The sequence below is a fragment of the Roseomonas sp. 18066 genome, from assembly GCF_902706185.1.
GTDB lineage: Bacteria > Pseudomonadota > Alphaproteobacteria > Acetobacterales > Acetobacteraceae > Pseudoroseomonas.
Genome location: NZ_CACSJM010000048.1, coordinates 1 through 19,130 on the forward strand (window position 1 = coordinate 1; position 19,130 = coordinate 19,130).

Annotated in this window: 18 protein-coding genes and 1 tRNA gene; 10 read left to right on the forward strand and 9 right to left on the reverse strand. The window is 70.1% G+C overall.

Going from position 1 to position 19,130, the window contains the following annotated elements; translation table 11 throughout:
• The first annotated feature begins 50 nt into the window (after nt 1-50).
• On the forward strand, nt 51-893 hold the full coding sequence (mutM, locus tag GVN67_RS11875) for a bifunctional DNA-formamidopyrimidine glycosylase/DNA-(apurinic or apyrimidinic site) lyase (protein ID WP_159996106.1): 843 nt from the start codon (nt 51-53) through the stop codon (nt 891-893).
• A 21-nt stretch (nt 894-914) separates the two neighbouring features.
• Nucleotides 915-1,688 (forward strand): enoyl-CoA hydratase, encoded by a 774-nt coding sequence (locus GVN67_RS11880; RefSeq protein ID WP_159996108.1) that lies wholly within the window; start codon nt 915-917, stop codon nt 1,686-1,688.
• A 266-nt stretch (nt 1,689-1,954) separates the two neighbouring features.
• Here GVN67_RS11880 and mgtE read toward each other — a convergent pair whose 3' ends face one another.
• From mgtE to GVN67_RS11910, 6 genes are all read right to left on the reverse strand, one after another.
• Nucleotides 1,955-3,328, reverse strand: coding sequence for a magnesium transporter (gene mgtE, locus GVN67_RS11885; RefSeq protein ID WP_159996110.1), 1,374 nt, complete (start codon nt 3,326-3,328; stop codon nt 1,955-1,957).
• Nucleotides 3,329-3,629: 301 nt separating this feature from the next.
• Entirely contained in the window at nt 3,630-4,481 is an 852-nt protein-coding gene (locus GVN67_RS11890; protein ID WP_159996112.1) for a metallophosphoesterase, read from the reverse strand.
• Between the two features lie 4 nt (nt 4,482-4,485).
• Nucleotides 4,486-5,775: an ABC transporter substrate-binding protein gene (locus tag GVN67_RS11895; protein ID WP_159996114.1), complete on the reverse strand. Its 1,290-nt coding sequence runs from the start codon at nt 5,773-5,775 to the stop codon at nt 4,486-4,488.
• 30 nt (nt 5,776-5,805) lie between these two features.
• Nucleotides 5,806-6,660, reverse strand: a complete 855-nt coding sequence (locus GVN67_RS11900) for a carbohydrate ABC transporter permease (RefSeq protein ID WP_159996116.1) — start codon at nt 6,658-6,660, stop codon at nt 5,806-5,808.
• Nucleotides 6,653-7,600: a carbohydrate ABC transporter permease gene (locus GVN67_RS11905; RefSeq protein ID WP_235035256.1), complete on the reverse strand. Its 948-nt coding sequence runs from the start codon at nt 7,598-7,600 to the stop codon at nt 6,653-6,655. The genes GVN67_RS11900 and GVN67_RS11905 overlap by 8 nt, the downstream gene beginning before the upstream one ends.
• Nucleotides 7,593-8,729 (reverse strand): ABC transporter ATP-binding protein, encoded by a 1,137-nt coding sequence (locus GVN67_RS11910; RefSeq protein ID WP_159996118.1) that lies wholly within the window; start codon nt 8,727-8,729, stop codon nt 7,593-7,595. The genes GVN67_RS11905 and GVN67_RS11910 overlap by 8 nt, the downstream gene beginning before the upstream one ends.
• A 336-nt stretch (nt 8,730-9,065) precedes the next feature.
• On the opposite strand from GVN67_RS11910, the gene rpsT reads away from it, so the two are divergent.
• Both rpsT and dnaA read left to right on the forward strand, forming a co-directional pair.
• Nucleotides 9,066-9,344 (forward strand): 30S ribosomal protein S20, encoded by a 279-nt coding sequence (gene rpsT, locus GVN67_RS11915; protein ID WP_159996120.1) that lies wholly within the window; start codon nt 9,066-9,068, stop codon nt 9,342-9,344.
• Between the two features lie 386 nt (nt 9,345-9,730).
• Nucleotides 9,731-11,230: a chromosomal replication initiator protein DnaA gene (gene dnaA / locus GVN67_RS11920; RefSeq protein ID WP_159996122.1), complete on the forward strand. Its 1,500-nt coding sequence runs from the start codon at nt 9,731-9,733 to the stop codon at nt 11,228-11,230.
• Nucleotides 11,231-11,480: 250 nt separating this feature from the next.
• Here the strand turns inward: dnaA and GVN67_RS11925 are convergent, their stop codons facing one another.
• Nucleotides 11,481-12,512, reverse strand: coding sequence for an MBL fold metallo-hydrolase (locus GVN67_RS11925; protein WP_159996124.1), 1,032 nt, complete (start codon nt 12,510-12,512; stop codon nt 11,481-11,483).
• Between the two features lie 146 nt (nt 12,513-12,658).
• Between GVN67_RS11925 and coaA the strand changes: the two genes are divergently transcribed.
• Nucleotides 12,659-13,627 (forward strand): type I pantothenate kinase, encoded by a 969-nt coding sequence (gene coaA, locus GVN67_RS11930; protein ID WP_159996126.1) that lies wholly within the window; start codon nt 12,659-12,661, stop codon nt 13,625-13,627.
• Between the two features lie 74 nt (nt 13,628-13,701).
• Here the strand turns inward: coaA and GVN67_RS11935 are convergent.
• A tRNA-Ala gene (locus GVN67_RS11935) sits at nt 13,702-13,777 on the reverse strand.
• Nucleotides 13,778-13,885: 108 nt separating this feature from the next.
• Here GVN67_RS11935 and GVN67_RS11940 point away from each other — a divergent pair.
• From GVN67_RS11940 to GVN67_RS11960, 5 genes are all read left to right on the forward strand, one after another.
• Nucleotides 13,886-14,179, forward strand: coding sequence for a YggT family protein (locus GVN67_RS11940; RefSeq protein ID WP_159996128.1), 294 nt, complete (start codon nt 13,886-13,888; stop codon nt 14,177-14,179).
• A 1-nt stretch (nt 14,180) separates the two neighbouring features.
• On the forward strand, nt 14,181-14,489 hold the full coding sequence (locus GVN67_RS11945) for a DUF167 family protein (protein ID WP_235035257.1): 309 nt from the start codon (nt 14,181-14,183) through the stop codon (nt 14,487-14,489).
• Entirely contained in the window at nt 14,486-15,331 is an 846-nt protein-coding gene (gene folD / locus GVN67_RS11950) for a bifunctional methylenetetrahydrofolate dehydrogenase/methenyltetrahydrofolate cyclohydrolase FolD (RefSeq protein WP_159996130.1), read from the forward strand. Before GVN67_RS11945 ends, folD begins: the two co-directional genes overlap by 4 nt.
• 16 nt (nt 15,332-15,347) lie before the next feature.
• A complete protein-coding gene (locus tag GVN67_RS11955; RefSeq protein ID WP_159996132.1) occupies nt 15,348-15,743 on the forward strand; it encodes a VOC family protein in 396 nt (131 codons plus the stop codon).
• A gap of 132 nt (nt 15,744-15,875) precedes the next feature.
• Complete coding sequence (locus GVN67_RS11960; RefSeq protein WP_235035258.1) at nt 15,876-16,520, forward strand: sugar phosphate isomerase/epimerase; 645 nt, start codon at nt 15,876-15,878, stop codon at nt 16,518-16,520.
• 249 nt (nt 16,521-16,769) lie between these two features.
• Here GVN67_RS11960 and GVN67_RS11965 read toward each other — a convergent pair whose 3' ends face one another.
• The gene (locus tag GVN67_RS11965) at nt 16,770-19,073 is read right to left on the reverse strand and encodes an NADP-dependent malic enzyme (RefSeq protein WP_159996134.1); all 2,304 of its coding nucleotides are present in this window, start codon (nt 19,071-19,073) and stop codon (nt 16,770-16,772) included.
• Between the last annotated feature and the right edge of the window lie 57 nt (nt 19,074-19,130).

Consider the following 19,130-nt stretch of genomic DNA (forward strand, 5'->3'; position numbering starts at 1 on the left):
ACCTTATCCCCTGCCCACCTTATCCCCTGCCCGCTCAAGCCTGGATCCCGATGCCCGAACTTCCCGAGGTTGAAACCGTGATGCGCGGCCTGGCCGGGCTGCTGCAGGGCCGGGTGCTGACCATGGCGGCGACGCACCGCGCCGGCATGCGCTGGCCCTTCCCCCCGGGCCTGGCGCAGCGCCTGACCGGCAGCCGCGTCGAAGGCTTCCGCCGCCGCGGCAAATACATGCTGATCCGCCTCTCGGGCGGCTCCTCGGTGCTGATCCACCTGGGCATGTCCGGCCGCATGGTCGCCCGCGCCATCGGCGACAACGCGCCGCCGCCGCGGCACGAGCACCTGGTGATGCAGACCGATGACGGCCAGCGCATCGGCTTCGTCGATCCGCGCCGCTTCGGCAGCGTCGACCTGGTGCCGACCGCGGCCGAGGACGACCACAAGCTGCTCGCCGGCATGGGCCCCGAGCCGCTGGAAGACAGCTTCACCGAAGGCGTGCTGGCCTCGGCCCTGGCCGGCAAGCAGACGCCGATCAAGGCGGCGCTGCTCGACCAGCGCATCGTCGCGGGCCTGGGCAATATCTATGTCGCCGAGGCGCTGTTCCGCGCCGGCATCTCCCCCCGCCGCCTGGCCGGCACCATCCCCGGCAGCCGCGCATCCCGCCTGGTGCCCGCCATCAAGGCGGTGCTGACCGAGGCCATCGAGGCCGGCGGCTCGTCCCTGCGCGACTATGTGCAGACCGATGGCGAGCTCGGCAGCTTCCAGGACCGTTTCCAGGTCTATGACCGCGAGGCCGCGCCCTGCCCGCTCTGCCCCGGGCCGCCGGGGTGCCTGGGCGTCTCGCGCATCGTCCAATCCGGGCGCAGCACCTTCTTCTGCGCCCGCACCCAACGCTGAACACCAGAGGGAAAGCCGCCGATGACGTATGAGATGATCCAGGTCGAGAATGATGGTCCCGCCGCCGTCATCCGCCTGCACCGCCCGGCCGCGCTGAACGCCCTCTGCGACCAATTGATGCAGGAGCTCGGCGCCGCGCTGCGCGCCGCGGACAGCGACCCGGCCATCGCCGCGATCATCCTGACCGGCAGCGAGAAGGCCTTCGCCGCCGGCGCCGACATCAAGGAGATGCAGGCCCGGCGCTTCCCCGACACCTATCTGAACGACTTCATCGCGGCCAGCTGGGAAGCCGTGCTGACCATCCGCAAGCCGGTGATCGCGGCCGTCTCCGGCTTCGCCCTCGGCGGCGGCTGCGAGCTGGCCATGATGTGCGACATGATCCTGGCCGCCGACAACGCCAAGTTCGGCCAGCCCGAGATCAACCTGGGCATCATCCCCGGCGCCGGCGGCAGCCAGCGCCTGACGCGGGCCATCGGCAAGTCGAAGGCGATGGAAATGGTCCTGACCGGCCGCATGATGTCCGCCGAGGAAGCCGAGCGCGCCGGCCTGGTGGCCCGGGTGGTGCCGCTGGCCGACCTGCTGCCCGAAGCCCTGAAGATCGCCACCAAGATCGCCGGCCTGTCGGCCCCGGCCGTCGCCATGGCCAAGGAAGCGGTCAACGCCGCCTTCGAGCTTCCCCTCCGTGAAGGCGTCCGACTGGAACGCCGCCTGTTCCTGGGGCTGTTCGGGACGGAAGGTCAGCAGGAAGGGATGGCGGCGTTTGTGGAGAAGAGGAAGCCTGAGTTCAAGAAGTAAGATAGACAAAGACCAGGGGAATGAATTCCCCTGGACCCCTTCTTTTTTCTGTCAGACTGCCGTGTCCACGTGACGACAGTACGTGAAACGGCCCAGCAGCAGCGCGACCTGTGAGCATGCGCTGATTTTGTGAAAATGCGTCCCGCCTTGATACCCTGGTGTGGGTGCCGGTGAGGCGCTGGTCTGGCATAGGCCGGTGATCAGAAAAAAGATGGGGGTCTGGGGGAATTCATTCCCCCAGCCTGCCGATCGCTTCTCTGCAAACCCTAAAGAAGCGTCCCTCCGAGGATCACTGTCGCCACGCTGAAGTAGATGACGAGCCCCGTCACATCGACCAGCGTCGCGACGAAGGGGGCCGAGGCGCTGGCGGGGTCGAAGCCGGCGCGTTTCAGCAGGAAGGGCAGCATCGACCCGGCCAGCGAGCCGAACAGCACGATGCCCACCAGCCCCACCCCCACGGTCAGCGCCACCAGCAGGTAGTGCGGGCCGTAGTCGTAGAAGCCGGCCCATTGCCAGGCCAGCAGCCGCCCGGCGCCGAGCACGCCGAGCATGGCGCCCAGCGTCAGGCCGGTGGGGAGTTCCCGCAAAGCCACGCGCCACCAGTCGGTCAGGCGGACCTGGCCCAGGGCCAAAGCGCGGATCAGCAGCGACGTCGCCTGGCTGCCGGAATTGCCGCCGGAGCTCATGATCAGCGGGATGAACAGGGTGAGGACGATGGCCTTCTCCAGCTGGTCCTCGAAATGCTGCATGGCGCTGGCGGTCAGCATCTCGCCCAGCAGCAGGATGCAGAGCCAGCCGGCGCGCTTGCGGATCATCTCCAGGAAGCCGATGCGGAGGTAGGGCTGGCCGAGGCTTTCCATGCCGCCGAAGCGCTGGGCGTCCTCGGTGCCCTTGTCGATCACCGCGTCCAGCACGTCGTCCACGGTGACGATGCCCAGCACCTGGCGGCGGGCATCGACCACGGGCACGGCCAGCAGGTCGTGGCGGGCGAAGAGGCGGGCGACCTCGGCGCGGGGGGTGCTGACGGCGACGGTGACCGGCTCGCGCGGCAGGGCCAGGTCGATGACCTTCTGCGGGCCTTCGCCGGTGATCAGCCGGCGCAGCGAGATGGTGCGCAGCAGCGCGCCGCTGGCCGGGTCCAGCAGGTACAGCGCGTAGATGGTCTCCCGCGTCCGCTCGACGGCGCGCAGATGCGCCAGGGCCTCGGCCACGGTGACCGTCGCCGGCAGGCTGACGAATTCGGTGGTCATCAGGCTGCCGGCGCTGCCTTCCGGATAGGCCAGCAGGGCGCGCAGGCTGGAGGCCGGCTCCGGCTCCAGCGGGCGCAGCAGCGCCTCGCGCCGGTCGGGCGGCAGCTCGCGCAGCACGTCGGCGGCGCGGTCGGCCGACATGTCGACCAGCAGCCGGGCGGCGGCGGGCCCGGGCAGGGCCAGCAGCAGCGCGCCGGCCCGGCTAAGCTCGGGGTGGTCGAAGGCCTCGACGCGGCGGTCGGCGGGCAGGCGCGCCAGCGCCGTGGCGGCCTCCTCGGGCGGCATCTCGTTGAGGAACTCGACGAGGTCGGCGGCATGGCCCGTGGCGAGGGCGCCGAGGCCACGGCGCGCCACGGCCTCCGCCGGGAAGTCGGGGGGGGTTTGAAGCATGGGCTCACCTGCTGCGTCCGCGTCCTTGGCGGCGCGCACGGTGGGCCGGTCCTGGCTCAGCGCGTGCGGGTCGTCTCTGGCGCGGACAATCGAGAGTGACTGTCGCTGGGACTGTCGCTGGGCATGATTCGGAAGGGTTCCTGGGAAGCGGCGCGCCGCGGGGGGCGTGCCGCGCGGCCGAGATGCGCCTTGCTCACGGCTCCGTCAAGCAGGATCGCCGGGGCCTCTGGGGCGTCGGGAATGAATTCGCGCCCATGCGCGGAACGGGCGGCGGGAGGGGTCCCCCGCCGCCCGGGACAGGTCAGGCGGCGACCGGCTTGTGGTCGCCGTAGATATGCGGCAGCAGGCCGATGTCATGCGGCGCCAGGCCGTCGAGGACGCGGATGCGGCTCTCGTGCCGGCCATCCTCGTGCAGCAGGTGCTCGACATAGCCGAGGCGCTTGTCGCCCACCTTGGGCTGCCAGGTGTCGCCGACGAAGAAGGCGACGGCCGGCGCCCAGATCTGCCGGATGCCTTCGACCACGCCGCGATCCTGCGCCTGGTGGACATGGCCGGAGGCGACGAAGGCGACGTCGTGGCGGGTCAGCAGGTCGACCAGGCGGGCGCGCGGCGCCGGCAGCACCGACCAGTAGGTCGGGTGCTGCTCGGCCATGGTCACCTCGCAGAGCGGCTTGTGCTGGAAGATCGCGACCCGGCGACCCCCGGCATTCGCCAGCGCTTCCTCCAGGAAAGCAAACTGCGCCTCGGCCTCGGGCAGCTCGGTGCCCATGATCAGCGTGTTCAGGCCGATCAGGCGCCAGCCCGGCACGTCCTGCAGGAAGTGGCCCGGGTTGAAATGGCGCTGCCAGCGGGCCAGGCGCTCGGCATTGGCGGGGGTGGAGCCCGCCAGCGCCGGGTCGTTGCCGATGTCGTGGTTGCCCGGCACCGCCTGCCAGCCGAGGCCGAGCCCGTCCAGCGTGGCGGCGGCGAAGGCCAGGTCGTCCTCGCCGGCGGCGTCCAGCTGCTCGCCATGCGCCGAGACATCGCCGGTGTGGATCACCAGGTCCGGCGCCTCGGCCAGCAGATGCGTCGCCAGGGCGTCGAAATTGGCGGTGAAGCCGTCATGCCGGCGCGACAGGTGGGTGTCGCTGATCTGGGCCAGGGTGAAGGGCATCGGATCAGGACTTCCGCGGCAGCAGGCGGCGCACCTCGGCGGCCATCTCGGCCTGGACCACGGCCGGCGTCGCGCGCTGCTCGACGATGCGGGCCAGGTTGTCGACCATGGTCTGGGTCACGCGGACGCTGTTGCTGCCCGGGAAGGCGTACCAGGGGATCGAGATCGGCAGCTGGCGCACCGCCGGCATGAACAGCGGGTTCTCGCGGTAGAAGGCGCCGAGATGCTTCGGCTCGTCGATCGCCAGCTGGTTGCAGGGCAGGTAGCCGGTGTTCTGCACCATCATCGCCTGGCCCTCGGGGCCGGTGGAGTAGCGCAGGAACTTCCAGGCGGCGGCGCGCTTGGCGGGGTCCTTGGCGGTCAGCATGCCGGCGGCGCCGCCGGTCGGCAGGCGGCCCTTCTGCGCGTCGATCACCGGCATCTCGGTGGTGCGCAGCTCGAAGGTCTTGCCGACGCTGGCGACCGCGCCGCGGACCTGGGCGGTGGTCTGGAAGATCATGCCCAGCTTGCCGGCGGCGAAGGCCTGGCGGGCGGCCGGCGCGGTCAGGTTGGGCATGCCGCCCTGCTTGACCATGCGGTCGATCAGGGTCAGGGCGCCCAGGCCCTCGGGGCCGGCGAAGCCGACATCGCTCTCATCGGCGTTCAGCATGCGGCCGCCATGGCCGAACAGCAGCGCGCTGAACATCCAGTCGTCGCCCGACCAGGTGAACCACATGCCCTCGACGCCGTCGCCGAGCTTGTCGATCTTGGCGGCGAGCTCGAGCACGCCGTTCCAGTCCTTGGGGAAGTTCTCCGGGTCGCCGCCGGCGCGCTTCACCAGGTCGGCATTGTAGTAGCAGACCGGGTTGGAGGCGGCGTAGGCCAGGCCCGACTGCATGCCGCCGAAATGCGCCAGCTGCAGCAGGTTGGGGGTGTAGCCCTGCTGCGCCGGGTTGCCTTCCTGGGCCAGCAGCGGCGTCAGGTCCTGGGCGATGCCGCGCTCGGCGAAGACGCGGAGCCGGTTGAAGCCCTGGTAGGACAGGTCGGGCAGCTGGTTGGTCGTCGCCTGGCGCAGGATCAGCTGCGCGCCTTCCTCGTAGTTGGGCGTGGTGACGAAGTTCACCTTGATGCCCGGCTCCTGCCTGGCGAAGCCGGCCAGGATCGCGTCGTAGCTGTCCTTGTAGATGTAGGGCTGGGCGTAATGCACCGTGATCTCGGTGCTGCCCTGGGCGCGCAGGACGCGCGGGGCGGCGAGCGCGCCGATGGCGGCGCCGGCGGAGAGCAGCGCCGCGCGGCGCGAGAAGGTGGTGTTCATTGGGGGTAGCTCCGGATCAGCCGCAAGGGATCAACCCTTGAGGCCGGTTGTCGCGATGCCTTCGACGAAGCGCCGCTGCGCCAGGAGGAAGGCCAGAACCAGGGGGGTGGTCATGATCACGGCGGCCGCCATCAGCGCGCCGAAATCGTCGTCGCCCTCGGTCGTGCGGAAGAACAGGACGCCCAGCGCCGGGGTGGCATGGGCCGGGCTGTTGACCACGATCAGCGGCCAGAACAGGTCGTTCCAATGGGCCACCACCGAGAAGATCGCGAAGGCGGTGGCGGCCGGCCAGGCATTGGGCAGCACCACGCGCCAGACGATGGCCATCTCGCCCATGCCGTCCAGGCGGGCGGCATGGATCAGGTCGTCCGGCAGCGACTTGAAGAACTGCCGGAACAGGAAGATGGCGAAGACCGAGATGGTCGAGGGCGCGATCAGCGCCGTGTAGGTGTCGAGCATGCCCAGCGCGCTGAGCCCGGCATAGAGCGGCAGGGCCGGCACATGCGGCGGCACCAGCAGGCCCAGCATGACGGCGCCCAGCAGCAGCTCCCGCCCGCGGAACTCGAGTTTTGCGAGCGCATAGCCGGCGGGAATCGCGAAGAGCAGCTGAAAGACGAGAATACCGCCGCAGACGACGACGCCGTTCCACAGGTACAGAAGAACCGGCAGCCGCTCGAAGACGGTGCCGAAGTTCTGCACCACCCACAGGCGCTTGGGCAGCAGGTTCAGGGTGGCGGCGAAGATCTCGTCGGCCGGCTTCAGGCTGGCCGAGACCATCCAGATATAGGGCAGCAGCAGCAGCAGCCCGAGCAGGCCCAGGACCGCCAGGCGCGGCAGGTCGCGCGCCCAAGAAACGTCCCCTGGGGAGATGTCGCGCTCAACCATAATGCACCCGCTTGTCGAGGACCCGGGTCTGCAGCCACATCAGCGCCAGCACGATGGCCAGGAAGACCAGGGTGATGGCCGCCGAATAGCCCAGGCGGAAAAAGGTGAAGCCTTCCTGGTACATGGTGTGCAGCAGCACCTCGGAGGCCTTGTTCGGCCCGCCCTGGGTCAGCACCTTCACCGTGTCGAAGACCCGCACCGAGCGGATCATGGTGATGGTCAGCACGAAGAGCGTGGTGGGGCCGAGCAGCGGCCAGGTGACCAGGCGGAAGCGCGACCAGGCCGACTGCGCGCCATCGACCTCGGCCGCCGCGTAGAGCTCGCGCGGGATGGCGGTCAGCCCGGCCAGGAACAGCACCAGGTTGAAGCCGAGATTCTCCCAGATGCCGATGCCGGCCAGCGACCACATGACCATCGAGCTGTCCGACAGCCAGGCGGGGCCGGCGATGCCGAGCTGGCGCAGCATGCCGTTCAGCGGGCCGATGGTCGGGTGCAGCAGGTATTGCCAGGCCGAGGCCATGGCCACCGTCAGCGACACCACGGGCAGGAAGAAGACGGCGCGGAACAGGGTGCGGCCGCGCACCCCCGCCTCGATCAGCAGGGCGATGACGAGCGCGCCGAAGATCGAGCCCGGGGTCACCACGCCGACATAGAAGACGGTGTTGACGAAGGACTGGCGGAAGCCGCGATCGGTCCAGAGCTCGGCGAAGTTCTCCAGCCCGATCCAGCGGATGCTGTCGTTGCCGAGCTCGTAATCGGTGAAGGCCAGGGCGACGGCCGCCAGGGTCGGCAGCAGCAGCAGCAAAAGATAAGAAAGAATCGCCGGCAGGCTGAGCGCCCAGGCGGTGATGGCCTCGCTGCGGGCATGGCGCGCGGCCGGCGTCGCCTTGGCGGGCGCCGGCCTTGGCGCGACGGGCAGGCCGAAGGTCGCGTCAGACAAGGGCCGGCTCCGCCACCTGCAGCCGGGCGGCGACCCGCTTGCCGTCGGCGCCGAAGAGCAGCGCGCGGGCCGGGTCGAAGCCGAGGCTCAGCCGGGCGCCCGGCGCCAGCTGGCCGCGATTCTCCGGCGCCAGGCGCAGCACCAGGGCGGTGCCATCCTCCAGCCGGGCGTGCAGCAGCAGCGATTCGCCGAGGAACTCGATGCCCTCGGCCACCGCCGGCAGGCCCTGCGCCACCGGCTGCAGGTCCTCGGGGCGCAGCGCCAGGGTGAGCGCGCCGCTCATCGGCGCGCGCAGCCCGGTCGGCACCCCGGCGACACGGACGAAACCCTGCGGGTCGGCCTCGGCGGCGAAGGTGTTGATCTTGGGCGAGCCGATGAAGCAGGCGACGCGCAGGTCGACCGGGTCGGCATAGATCGCCTCGGGGCTGGCGACCTGCAGGATCTCGCCGCCCTGCATGACGGCGACGCGGTCGGCCATGGTCAGGGCCTCGGCTTGGTCATGCGTCACATACAAGGTGGCGGCGCCGGCGCGGCGGTGGATGTCGACGATCTCGCGCCGGGTCTGCACCCGCAGCGCGGCATCCAGGTTCGACAGCGGCTCGTCCATCAGGAAGGCGGCGGGGCGGCGGACGATGGCCCGCGCCAGCGCCACGCGCTGCCGCTGCCCGCCCGAGAGCTGCCCCGGGCGGCGGCCCTGCAGGTGGCCGAGGCCGAGCGACTCGGCGGCCTGGGCGACATCGGCCTCGATCTGCCGGCGCGCGGCGCGGGCGCCGGGCATGAAGCCGCCGACCAGCGGCAGGCGCTGGGCCGCCGTCATGCGGCGCAGCGCCAGCGGCACGGCGATATTCTCGGCCACCGTCAGATGCGGGTAGAGCGCATAGGACTGGAAGACCATGGCGACGTCGCGGGCGGCGGGGCGCAGCCCGGTGACCTCGCGGCCATTGATATGGATATGGCCGGCGTCAGGCCGGTCGATGCCGGCGATCATGCGCATCAGCGTCGACTTGCCGCAGCCCGAGGGGCCGACGAGGGCCACGAATTCCCCCGGCCCGACCGACAGCGACACGCCCTTCAGCACACGGCTGCCGCCATAGTCCCGCACCAGCCCCTCGATCCTGATTCCCGACACCCGGCGCCCCTTCTCTGTCGCGGGGGCCTCTACGGGCAGGGCATGACGGGGCCGTGCCGGTTCAGAGAAGCTTTCGTTGCATTCCGGTTCCGCAAGCCCTAAGCCGGGCCCGCGGCAAGGCCTGGCGGCCGGCCCCGCGCGCCAGACACCCCCGAGTCCTGCCGCAAGGCACGGTTTCGGTGGCCAGGCGCCAGGGGGCATGGGCGCCATGCATTGACTCTGCGCGTCGCGGCCGGGTAGAAACCGCGCCTTCCCGCTCGGAGCCATGGGGAGCCCTTCTGGGGCAAACGGTGGCTGCGCGCTCCTGAGACACAGACGACTGGTTCGAAACACGCCATGGCGAATACGGCTTCCGCGCGCAAGCGCATCCGGCAGACGGCCACTCGCAACGAGCGCAATCGCGCCCGTCGCTCGCGGGTGAGCACCTTCCTCACCAAGGTCGAGAAGGCCATCTCGAGCGGCGACAAGGTCGCTGCCCAGGCCGCCTTCAAGGACGCGCAGCCGGAATACCAGCGCGCCGTGACCAAGGGCATCGTCCACCTGAACACGGTGGCCCGTAAGCTGTCCCGCCTGTCCGCCCGCATCAAGGCGCTGGGCGCTCCGGCCCAGGCCTGAGCCAGGGCTGCTCGCCCCGCCGCACGGCGGGGTGACCGGCGGATCCTGTGTTCTCGCTAAGAACCCGTTGCGCCGAAGGCGCAGCGGGGGATAGCCTTCCAGAACCAGTTTCCGCTCCAGAGTACCCAATTACATCTTGGCATTACCGTTCGCCTTCGGGCGTCGGGTTCAATTCTTTGAATCCGGCATCGAGAGCGGATCGGTGATTTGCGTCTTGTTTTCCGGCGCGCTGTAATTTTGGTGTTCAGGGTGTTCCTGCCTTCATCGGGCAGGGGCGCCAACCGTGTCGCTCGCCTTGCCGGATTCGCCCCGGCTCGGCTTGTCGCCCCCCTCGCGGGGTTGCTTTCAGCTGTGGCCTCAGGCCGAAAGGGTGGCAGGTGCTTCGCATGGAGAATGAGCTCGGCACTCCCTCCGCCACGATCGGCCCCGAGAACGGCCAGGTCGCGGAAGCCTGGGCCCGCATCCGCGGCCGCCTGCGCGAGGAAGTTGGCGAGGTCGAGTATCGCAGCTGGCTGCGCCAGATGACCCTCGCCGCCATTGAAGGCGAAGAGGCGGTCATCCTGCTGCCCACGCGCTTCCTGCGCGACTGGGTGCGCAGCCATTACGGCGATCGCCTGCGCAGCCTGTGGTCGGGGGAAAGCCTCGGCGTCCGCCGCGTCGACATCCGCGTGGCCCCCGACAGCCGCCCGCTGGAGGCGCCCGATGCGGCGACCCCGGGCAGCCTGTCGGCCGGTGGTCTCGCCGAAGGTGGCCTGGCCGGCGCCGCCCCCGCGCCGCGCGCCACCCAGGCGACCCTGGCCCTGGCCGAGCCCGCCAGCTCGCCGCCGCGCGGCGCCGAGTCGCGCAGCGATGCCCGGTCCGACTGGGCCGCGCCGCTGGATCCGCGCTTCACCTTCGACAGCTTCGTCGTCGGCAAGCCGAACGAATTCGCCCATGCCTGCGCGCGCCGCGTCGCCGAGAAGCCGGCCAGCCCCGGCTTCAACCCGCTGTTCCTCTATGGCGGCGTCGGCCTGGGCAAGACCCATCTGATGCACTCGATCGCCTGGGCCATCAGCTTCGGCGGCCAGCGCAACGTCGCCTATATGTCGGCCGAGAAGTTCATGTACCGCTTCATCGCCGCGCTGCGCTCGCAGAGCACGATGGAGTTCAAGGAAAGCCTGCGCTCGGTCGACGTGCTGATGATCGACGACCTGCAGTTCCTGATCGGCAAGGACAACACGCAGGAAGAGTTCTTCCACACCTTCAACGCGCTGGTGGATGCCGGGAAGCAGATCGTGGTCTCCGCCGACAAGTCGCCCAGCGACCTGTCCGGCCTGGAAGACCGCCTGCGCACGCGGCTCGGCTGCGGCATGGTGGCGGATATCCACGCCACCACCTACGAGCTGCGCATCTCCATCCTGCAGGCCAAGGCCCAGTCGGCCGAGGTCGAGGTGCCGTCGAAGGTGCTGGAGTTCCTGGCGCACAAGATCACCAGCAACGTCCGCGAGCTGGAAGGCGCGCTGAACCGGCTGATCGCGCATGCCAACCTGTTCGGCCGGCCGATCACGCTGGAATCGGCGCAGGAAGTGCTGCACGACATCCTGCGCGCCCATGACCGCCGCGTGACGATCGAAGAGATCCAGCGCAAGGTCGCCGAGCACTACAACATCCGCCTGACCGACATGTCCTCGGCCCGCCGCGCCCGCAACGTGGCGCGTCCGCGGCAGGTGGCGATGTACCTGGCGAAGCAGCTGACCTCGCGCTCGCTGCCCGAGATCGGCCGCCGATTCGGCAACCGCGACCACACGACCGTGATGCACGCCGTGTCCCGCGTCGCGGAGCTCATGCAGGCCGACAGCACCTTCGCCGAAGACGTCGAGCTGCTGCGGCGGATGCTGGAAAACTAAAGACAAGACAGGGAAAAGGCTGGGGGAATGAATTCCCCCAGACCCCCGTCTTTTTTCTTTCAGACTGCCGTGTCCACGTGACAACAGGACGTGAAATGGCCAATCCGCAGCGCGACCTTCGAGGGCGCGCTGTTTTTGTATTCGCCGTCACGCAGTCATGCCCTGGTGCCCCCACCGTTGAAGCGCTGGTCAGCCAACGGCCGATGAACAGAAAAAAGAACGGGCGCGGCGCACTGCGCCGCGGGGGAATTCATTCCCCTCGCCTGCCCTCTGCCTTGCTGTATCTCGGCACTCCCCCTTCGCTTTTCCCCACGCGCCCCTCCGCCACCAGCCGGTTCAGATGCGCCAGGGTCTCGCCCAGGGCGAAGCCGACATGGCGGTCTTCCTGCACCCGCGGGAACAGCACGCGCGACGCCTCGAAGGCGGTCAGCGGCGTCGCGCAGGCGGCCTGCAGCGTGGCCAAGCGTTCGGCATGGTGCTCGGCCAGGCTGTCGATGCGGGCATGCAGGCTGCGGAACGGGTCGCCATGCGAGGGCAGCACCAGCGTCTCCGGCGGGATCGCCTTCAGCCGGGCGTTCGACTCGAGGAAGTCGCGCAGCGGGTCGGCCTGGGGCTCGGTGGCGCTGACGCCGATATAGGGGCTGATCCGCGGCAGGATCTGGTCGGCCGAGATCAGCACGCCCAGCGCCGGGCAATGCAGGCAGGCCATTTCCGGCGCATGGCCGCCGCCGGTCAGGACGCGCCAGTCATGCCCGCCGATGCGCAGCACGTCGTCCTGGGCGATGCGGCGGTAGCTGCGCGGCAGGGAGACGACGGCGCGGGCATAGAGCGGCCCCCTGCCCGCCAGGAAGGCCAGGAAGCCCTCCGGGGCGCCGGCGGCGCGGGCGAAGCCCAGCTGCTGCGCCGTCATGCCCTCGTCGGTGTCCAGGCCCAGGAAGCGCGCCGTCAGGTATTCGGTGCGCGGCATCAGCAGGGCCGCGCCATGCCGCTCGCAGACCCAGCCGGCGAAGCCCACATGGTCGGGGTGGAAATGCGTGGCCAGCAGCCGGGTCACCGGCCGGCCGTTCAGCGTCGCCTGCTGGATGCTGGTCCAATGCGCCAGCGTCTCCTCGCTGCGGGCGCCGGCATCGACGGCCAGCCAGGCGTCGCCATCCTCGATCAGCCATAGGTTGACGTGCCAGGGCGCGAAGCTGAGCGGCATGCGCACCCAGTGCAGCCCGGGCAGCAGCTCGAGCGACCGGCCGGGCTCGGGGGCGGGCGGGATCGGCGTGTCATCGGCCATGCGGCGTTCCTCGGTCGGCTTCTTCCGGGGCAGTCTTGGCCCGGAAGACGGCGCTGCCAAGCCAGGGACTCTTCGCATCGCAGCAAAGCGGTGCCAGGATCGCGGCAATGCAGGGCCCCCAAGCCGGGCCAACCAGGAAACGCCGCATGCCCCAGCCCCGTGTCGAGACCAGCCTGCCGCCGCGCGACGGGGAAAGCGGTCCGGCAGCCTATCGCGTCTTTGACCGGGCCGAATGGGCGGCGCTGCGCGCCAGCACGCCGCTGTCGCTCTCGGCCGAGGACCTGGAAGGACTGCGCGGCCTGACCGACCGGCTGTCGCTGGAGGAGGTGGCGGAGGTCTTCCTGCCGCTGTCGCGCCTGCTGAACCTGCAGGTGGCCGCGGCGCGCTCGCTTGGCGTGGTGCAGGACACCTTCCTCGGCCGCCAGGTGCCGCCGCCGCCCTATATCATCGGCATCGCCGGCAGCGTGGCCGTGGGCAAGAGCACCTTCGCCCGCGTGCTGCAGGCGATCCTGGCGCGCTGGCCGGACCACCCCAGCGTGGCGCTGATCACCACCGACGGCTTCCTGTACCCGACCCGGGTGCTGGAGGCGCGCGGCCTGATGGGGCGCAAGGGATTCCCGGAAAGCTACGACCTGCGCAAGATGATCGGCTTCCTCAGCGCGGTGAAGGCGGGGGAGGAGGTGGTCTCGGCCCCGGTCTACTCGCACCTGACCTATGACATCGTGCCGGGCCAGAAGCAGATCGTCCGCCGCCCGGACATCCTGATCTTCGAGGGGCTGAACGTGCTGCAGACGGCGGCCGGCGCCCCGCTGCTGGCCTCCGACTTCTTCGACTTCTCGGTCTATGTCGACGCGGCGGAGGAGGATATCGCGCGCTGGTACCTGGAGCGCTTCCTGCTGCTGCAGCGCACCGCCTTCCAGCAGCCGCGCTCCTATTTCCACCGCTACAAGGACCTGCCGCTGGACGAGGCGACGGCGGTGGCGCAGCGCATCTGGCGCGAGATCAACCTGCGCAACCTGGATGAGAACATCCTGCCGACGCGCGAGCGGGCGCGGATGGTGCTGCGCAAGGGCGCCGACCACCGGGCGCAGGAGATCTGGCTGCGGCGGATGTGAGCCCGGCGCGCGATCGCCCGCCCAGACGGCCACAAAAAAACCCGCCTCACGGCGGGTTTCTTGATCAGCGAGGGTGGTGGAGCTGAGCGGGATCGAACCGCTGACCTCGTCATTGCGAACGACGCGCTCTCCCAACTGAGCTACAGCCCCACACTCGTTGGTGCCGGGCTTATCCCCGACGCGAAGGATCAAGTCAAGGGGTGCTTGCCGTGGCCCGCGCGGCTTCGTATCTGAAGGCCTCACGCTCAGGGGATGGCGATGTACGCGGTGTTCTGGTTCGTCGATCAGGCGATCAATCTGTATGTCTGGGCGTTGATCATCGCCGCGGTCTTCAGCCTTCTGGTGTCGTTCAACGTGCTCGACACGCGCAACCGCTTCGTCTGGGCGGTGGGCGACTTCCTCTACAAGGTGACCGAGCCGGCGCTGCGGCCGATTCGCAACCTGCTGCCGAATCTCGGCGGCATCGACATCTCGCCGATGATCCTGATCCTGCTGCTCTACGCGCTGCGGATCTTCCTCTGGACCACGGTCTGGCCGCTGGTCGGCGGCTGACATGATCCTGCCGGCCTGGCGGGCGGTGGAGGGGGGCGTGGAGCTGCGCGTGAAGGCGCAGCCCAAGGCCCGCCGCGCCGGGCTGCTGGGCTGGATGGACGGCGCCGACGGCCCGCGGCTGAAGCTGGCGGTGCATGCGGCGCCGGAGGATGGCCGGGCGAACCGCGCCATCTGCGCCCTGCTGGCCACGCTGCTGCATGTCCCCCCTTCCGCCATCGCGGTGGTGCAGGGGGCGGCAGCGCGGGAAAAGACCTGCCGCATCGCGGGCGACCCCGCCCGCCTGGCCGAGCAACTGGAGACCCTGGCATGACCACCGCCAGCATCATCGACGGCAAGGAAGTCGCAGCAGGGCTGCGCGCCCGCATCGCCGCGCGCGTGGCCACCCTGCCCTTCACCCCCGGCCTGCGGGTGGTGCGGGTCGGCGACGACCCCGCCAGCGGCGTCTATGTCCGCAACAAGGACAAGGCGGCGAAGCAGGCGGGGCTCGACAGCGCGACGCTGCAGCTGCCCGAGACCACCACCGAGGCCGAGCTGCTGGCCGTGGTGCGCCAGCTGAACGACGACCCCGCGGTCGACGCCATCCTGGTGCAGCTGCCGCTGCCGCGGCAGATCCGCGCCGAGACGGTGCTGGAGACCATCGACCCGGCCAAGGATGTCGACGGCTTCCACGCCGTCAATGCCGGCCGCCTGGCCACCGGCCAGGCCGGGCTGGTGCCCTGCACGCCGAAGGGCGTCATGCATCTGCTGGCCGCCGCCGGCACCGCCATCGCCGGGGCGCGCGCCGTGGTGCTGGGGCGGTCCAACATCGTCGGCAAGCCGATGGCGGCACTCCTGCTCGCCGCCGACGCCACGGTGACGGTGGTGCATTCGCGCACCCGCGACCTCGCCAGCGAATGCCGCCGGGCCGAGATCCTGGTCGCCGCCGTCGGCCGGCCGGAAATGGTCAAGGGCGACTGGATCGCCGAGGGCGCCACCGTGATCGATGTCGGCATCAACCGGCTGCCGGATGGCCGGCTGGTCGGCGATGTCGACTTCGCGGCCGCCAGCCAGCGGGCCGCTGCCATCACCCCGGTGCCGGGCGGCGTCGGGCCGATGACCATCGCCTGCCTGATCGAGAACACCGTCGACGCGGCCGTGGCCCGCCGCGGCTGAGCCGGGAGAGACGCCGATGCTGTCGCATCTCTGCCTCGGCATCGGCGATTTCGACCGCGCCTTTTCCTTCTATGCCCCGCTGATGGAACTGCTCGGCCATCGGCTGCGCTTCAAGGACGCCCAGAAGCCCTGGGCAGCCTGGCAGCCGGCGGGGGACGACCGGCCGCTGCTGCTGATCGGCGCACCCTTCGACGGCGGGCTGGCGACGCCGGGCAATGGCGCCATGGTCGCGCTGCTGGCGCCCGACCGCGCCACGGTCGATGCCGGGCATGCGCTGGCGCTGCGGCAGGGCGGGGCCTGCGAGGGGCCGCCCGGGCTGCGGCCGCAGTATCACCCGGACTATTACGGCGCCTATTTCCGCGACCCGGACGGCAACAAGCTGTGCCTGGTCTGCCATCGGGCCGAAGGCTAGCCGCGGAACGTCATCGCGCCTTCGTCGAAGCGTCACGCGGGTGACGCCTGCAGCGCGTAAGCGGCGCGCCGTCGTGGGTGGCGGCCCCTCCTGCTGCCTGCGACGACTCCGAAGAACGAGAGAGACGCAAGAATGACCGATCACCCGAGGCCGGTGCTGGGTGCCGCCCTGATGCTCGAGGGCCTGCAGCAGCACCGCGGCTGGATCCTGGAGAAGCAGCGCGACCTGGAGATCCAGGACTTCTTCAAGGCCGAGGTGCTGGACGGCGACTGGCAGCCGCTGGCCGGGCAGGTGCGGCGGGCGCTGGACGGCCATTCGGGCCGCATCGGCATCCATGGCCCCTTCTGGGGCTTCAAGATCGACACGCATGACCCCGCGGTGCGCGCCGTGGTGACGCGCCGCCTGCTGCAGGGGCTGGAGGTCTGCGAGGCGCTGCGGGCCACGCAGATGGTGGTGCATTCGCCCTTCACCACCTGGGACCAGAACAACCTGGACGCCTTCCCGCACGCCCGCGAGCAGCTGCAGGAGCGGGTGCACCAGACGCTGGGCCCCGTGGTGAAGCGGGCCGAGGCGATCGGCTGCGAGCTGGTCATCGAGAATATCGAGGACAAGGAGCCGCGCGACCGCATCGGCCTGGCCGCGTCCTTCGACAGCGCCGCGGTGCAGGTGTCGCTCGACACCGGCCACGCCCACTACGCGCATGTCAGCACCGGCGCGCCGCCGGTCGATTTCCACATCCACCTGGCCGGCGATGCGCTGCGGCATGTCCATCTGTAGGACACCGACGGCCATGCCGACCGGCACTGGGCGCCGGGCGAGGGCACCATCCTGTGGCCCAGCGTCTTCGCCGCCGTGGCGGCGCTGAAGGTGAAGCCCCGCCTGATCCTGGAGCTGCGCGACCATCGCAAGCTGCCGCAGGCGGCGGCGCATCTGGTCGGCCTGGGCCTGGCCGATTGATGTCGGGGTCCGGGGGGACACGGTCCCCCCGGCGGGGGTCCAGGGGGCTGCGCCCCCTGGCCTGTCTTCTCAATCCTCGCGCGTCACCGCCGCATGCGCCGCGAAGACCGCCATGTCGAGGATCTGCCCGACCGAGCTGCCCATGTTGACGATCTGCACCGGCTTCGACAGGCCCACCATCAGCGGCCCGATGGTGGTGGCGCTGGTCAGGTGCGGCACCGCCTTGGTCAGGATATGGGCGGCGTGCAGCCCCGGCATGACCAGCACGTTCGCCGGCCCGGTCAGCCGGCAGAACGGGTAGAGCGCCCGCAGCTGCGGGTTCAGCGCCACGTCGGCGGCCATTTCCCCGTCATACTGGAAGTCGACCGTCTGCGCGTCGAGCAGCTTCACCGCGTCCCGCACCGGGCCGGTGATGGTGCCGCCCGGATCGCCGAAGGTGGAGAAGGACAGGAAGGCCACGCGCGGCTCCAGCCCCAGGCGGCGGGCCTCGGCCGCCGACTGGATGGCGATGGAGGCCAGCGTCGCCGCGTCCGGCCGCTCATGGATGGCGGTGTCGGCCACCAGCACGGTGCCGGAGCGCCGCGCCAGCATCAGCGTCAGGCCGAACAGCACCGTCTCCGGCGCCGGGTCGATCGCCGTCATGACGCCTTCCAGCGTCACGCTGGTCGAGCGGGTGATGCCGGAGACCATGGCATCGGCGTCGCCCAGCGCCACCATGCAGGCGGCGAAGGCGTTGCGGTCCTGGTTGGCCAGGCGCTGGCAGTCGCGGAACAGCAGCCCCTTCCTCTGGCCGCGCTCATACAGGTACTCGGCGTAGCGGGTGTTCTTGTCGGAGACGCGGGCATTGTGGATCTCGATGCCTTCCGGCAGCGGGATGCCCAGCGCCGCGACCTTGGCCATCACCCGGTCCTCGCGCCCGACCAGCACGGGGATGCCATAGCCCGCGTTGCGGAAGGCGATGGCGGCGCGGATCACCTTCTCCTCCTCGCCCTCGGCGAAGACCACCTTCTTCGGGTTGGCGCGGACCCGCTCGGTGATGGTCTCCAGCGCCGAGGCGCCGGCATCCAGCCGCCCGGCGAGCTCCCGGGTGTAGCGGCGCAGGTCGAGGATCGGCTTGCGCGCCACGCCGCTCTCCATCGCCGCCTTGGCGACGGCGGGCGAGACGCGGGCGATCAGCCGCGGGTCGAAGGCATGCGGGATGATGTAGTCGGGGCCGAAGCGCAGGCCCTTGCCGCCGCCGGCGCCGGCGACCTCCTCCGGCACATCCTCGCGCGCCAGCATGGCCAGCGCCTCGGCGGCGGCCACCTTCATCGCGTCGTTGATGGTGCTGGCGCGGACATCGAGCGCGCCGCGGAAGATGAAGGGGAAGCCCAGGACGTTGTTGACCTGGTTCGGATAGTCGCTGCGGCCGGTGGCGATGATCACGTCGGGCCGGGCGGCGCGCGCCTCGTCCGGGGTGATCTCCGGGTCCGGATTGGCCATGGCGAAGATGATCGGGTTCTTCGCCATCGACTTGATCATGTCGCCGGTGACGGCGCCCTTGACCGACAGGCCGAAGAAGGCGTCGGCGCCGTCCAGCGCCTGGACCAGGGTGCGGCGATCGGTGGTGACGGCATGCGCCGACTTCCACTGGTTCATCCCCTCCGTGCGGCCGCGCCACAGCACGCCCTTGGTGTCGCACATCAGGATGTTCTCGGGCCGCATGCCCATGACCTTGACCAGCTCGGCGCAGGCGATGGCGGCAGAGCCTGCGCCATTGATGACGAGCTTGGTCTCGGACAGCGCGCGCCCGGTCAGGTGGCAGGCGTTGATCAGCCCGGCGGCGGCGACGATGGCGGTGCCGTGCTGGTCATCGTGGAAGACCGGGATGTCCATCAGCTCGCGCAGGCGCTGCTCGATGACGAAGCATTCCGGCGCCTTGATGTCCTCGAGGTTGATGCCGCCGAAGGACGGGCTGAGATAGCGCACCGCATTGACGAACTGGTCGACATCCTCGGTGTCGATGCAGAGGTCGATGGAATCGACATCGGCGAAGCGCTTGAACAGCGCCGCCTTGCCTTCCATCACCGGCTTGCCGGCCAGGGCGCCGAGATTGCCCAGCCCCAGCACCGCGGTGCCGTTGGAGACCACGGCGACCATGTTGCCCTTGGCCGTATAGTCATAGGCCAGGGACGGGTCGCGGTGGATGTGCAGGCAGGGCTCGGCCACGCCGGGGGAATAGGCCAGGCTGAGGTCGCGCGCCGTGGTCAGCGGCTTGGTGAGGCGGATCTCCAGCTTGCCCGGCTTGCCTTCGGCATGCAGGGCGAGCGCCTCCTCGGCCGTGATGCGGGCGGTGCGCGTGTCGCCCACCGGAGATTTCTTCGCGTCGTCCATCGCTCACAGCTCCCGTGCTTCAGCCCCTTTATGTCGGCAGGCGCGCGCCGGGGAAAG